Raw genomic sequence first — 1,991 nt, 5'->3', positions numbered from 1 at the left:
CCCCAACCGCCGCTGGCGCGCAGCTTCTCCGCTGCTGCCACCTGCTCCTGCGGGGTGGCCTGGTGCGGCAGCGGTGCGTACTTGGTGCCGCCCACGGCACGCCAGGAGGAGGCGGAGAACTGCAGGCCGCCGTAGTAGCCGTTGCCGGTGTTGATCGACCAGTTGCCGCCGGATTCGCACTTGGCCAGGGCCGACCAGGCGCCGGAGACGCTCTTGGGGGTGGCGGTCTTCTTCTTGGACTCGCTCTTGGATTCAGCCGGCTTCTTGGTGCCGACCTTGATGACCTTGGCGACCGGTTCCTTGGTGACCTTGGACTTCAGGACTTCTTCCTCGCCCTTCGTGCCGTTGCGGGTTTCCTGGCGCAGGGTCAGCTCGCGCTCGCCCTTTTCGCCCTTGGTCTTGACCTTGGTCTTGCCCTTCTGAAGCTTGGAGTCCTTGACTTCCTCGGTGTCGAAGGCGATGTCGCGGGTTTCTTCCCAGGTCCTGACCTCGACCTGGATCACGTCGACGTCCATCTTGTCGCTGATCTCGGTGCCCGGCTTGGCGTCCTTGGTGGTCTCGCCGTCGGCCTTCAGGTTGATCTCGTCGTTCTCATCCAGCTTCACGCCCTCGGCGTCCAGCAGTTCGGCGACGCTCTGCGCGGTGGTTTCCACCTGCTGCCGCTTGTCCTTGCCGACCTTCAGGTTCACGACCTTCGGGGTGATGATTTCGATGCTTTCGCTCAGTGACATCAGGGCGATGTCATCGGAGAGGGACACTTCGGCGCCCTTTTCCAGTTCCAGCTGCTTGACCACGTCGGCCACGGTCATCCCGGTGGTGTGCACGACCCGGTCGGTGCCGTCCACCGAGACCTGCACCGACTTGTTGCGCTTGACCTTAACGGTCTGCTCGTCATCCAGCGAGGAATCCAGCGCCGGGAAGACCTCGTCGCGTTCCCCCAGGGCGATGTCCTGCTGGGCGAGCAGATCCTCGACGGTGGCGGCGCGGGTGTTCAGCACCTGCTGGTCCCCGTCGATGGCCAGGGTTACGGACTTCTGCCCGGCAATGTAGAAGACGGCGCCGGCGATGATGACGGCGACCGCTACGGCCTGGGCCAGGAACTTGACCGAGCGTTTCTTGAGCAAGTGCATCACAGTGAATGGTTCCCCATCGGTTGTGGGCGCCGGTTCCCGGTGCGTGAGGCCCGGGCGGGCCCAGTGACCCGTGGGTCACCAATACGTACATACAATTTCCATGCGTCGTGCCGCTGCCACCCGTACGGGGCTTTGCGGCGCTGTCGCGGCGTCGCTGTGGGGGCGGTTCCAGCCACTCCCGGCGCGAGACACTTGTAGTACCGTAACCGAATTGTAATAATCAGGCAAGCGTGGATGGCGCACGACACACTTGGCCGGGCTTAGAATGCGCCGTACACCTCCACGGTGTTCGCCATGACCTGCGAGCACAGCTGCTCCAGGTCCGCACCCCGGTGTCCGGCCATGAAGCGCAGCGTGTAGGGGATCATGTAGCTGGCGTTGGGCCGGCCCCGGTAGGGGTGCGGGGTCAGGAACGGGGCGTCGGTTTCCACCAGGATCAGCCGGGGGTCGGCCAGGGCCAGGGCGTCCTGGATGCCGGTGGAGTTCTTGAAGCTCACGGTTCCGGCGAAGGACATGTACCAGCCGTTTTCGTTGCAGATGCGCGCCAGCTGCGCATCCCCGGAGAAGCAGTGGAAGACCACCTTGGGCGGCAGCGGCTCATCACGCAGCACGCGCACCACGTCCTGGTGGGCGTCGCGGTCGTGGATCTGCAGGGCCTTGCCGTGGCGGCGGGCGATCTCGATGTGGCGGCGGAATGATTCCTCCTGCACCGGCCGGCCCTCGGGCCCGGTACGGAAGTAATCCAGGCCGGTTTCCCCCACGGCCCGCACCCGCTCCTGTCCGGCCAGCTCGTCGATCCGCTCGATCGCCGCGTCCAGCTGTCCGCGTTCGGCCAGCCGGGCCGCATCATTGGGTGGA

The 1,991-nt window shown here is 65.3% G+C and carries 2 protein-coding genes; both read right to left on the bottom strand.

Annotated elements, in window-relative coordinates; all coding sequences use genetic code 11:
* A partial coding sequence (locus JCM19049_RS12715) for a resuscitation-promoting factor (RefSeq protein WP_279403159.1) occupies positions 1-1,130 on the bottom strand: 1,130 nt, incomplete at its 3' end.
* Positions 1,131-1,393: 263 nt separating this feature from the next.
* Positions 1,394-1,991 (bottom strand): TatD family hydrolase (locus JCM19049_RS12710; protein WP_279403158.1); only part of this gene is annotated, 598 nt, incomplete at its 5' end.

This window comes from Arthrobacter sp. JCM 19049 (genome assembly GCF_001310435.1).
The sequence above is the reverse complement of the archived record's forward strand: the minus strand, read 5'-3'. Positions and strand labels throughout refer to the sequence as shown.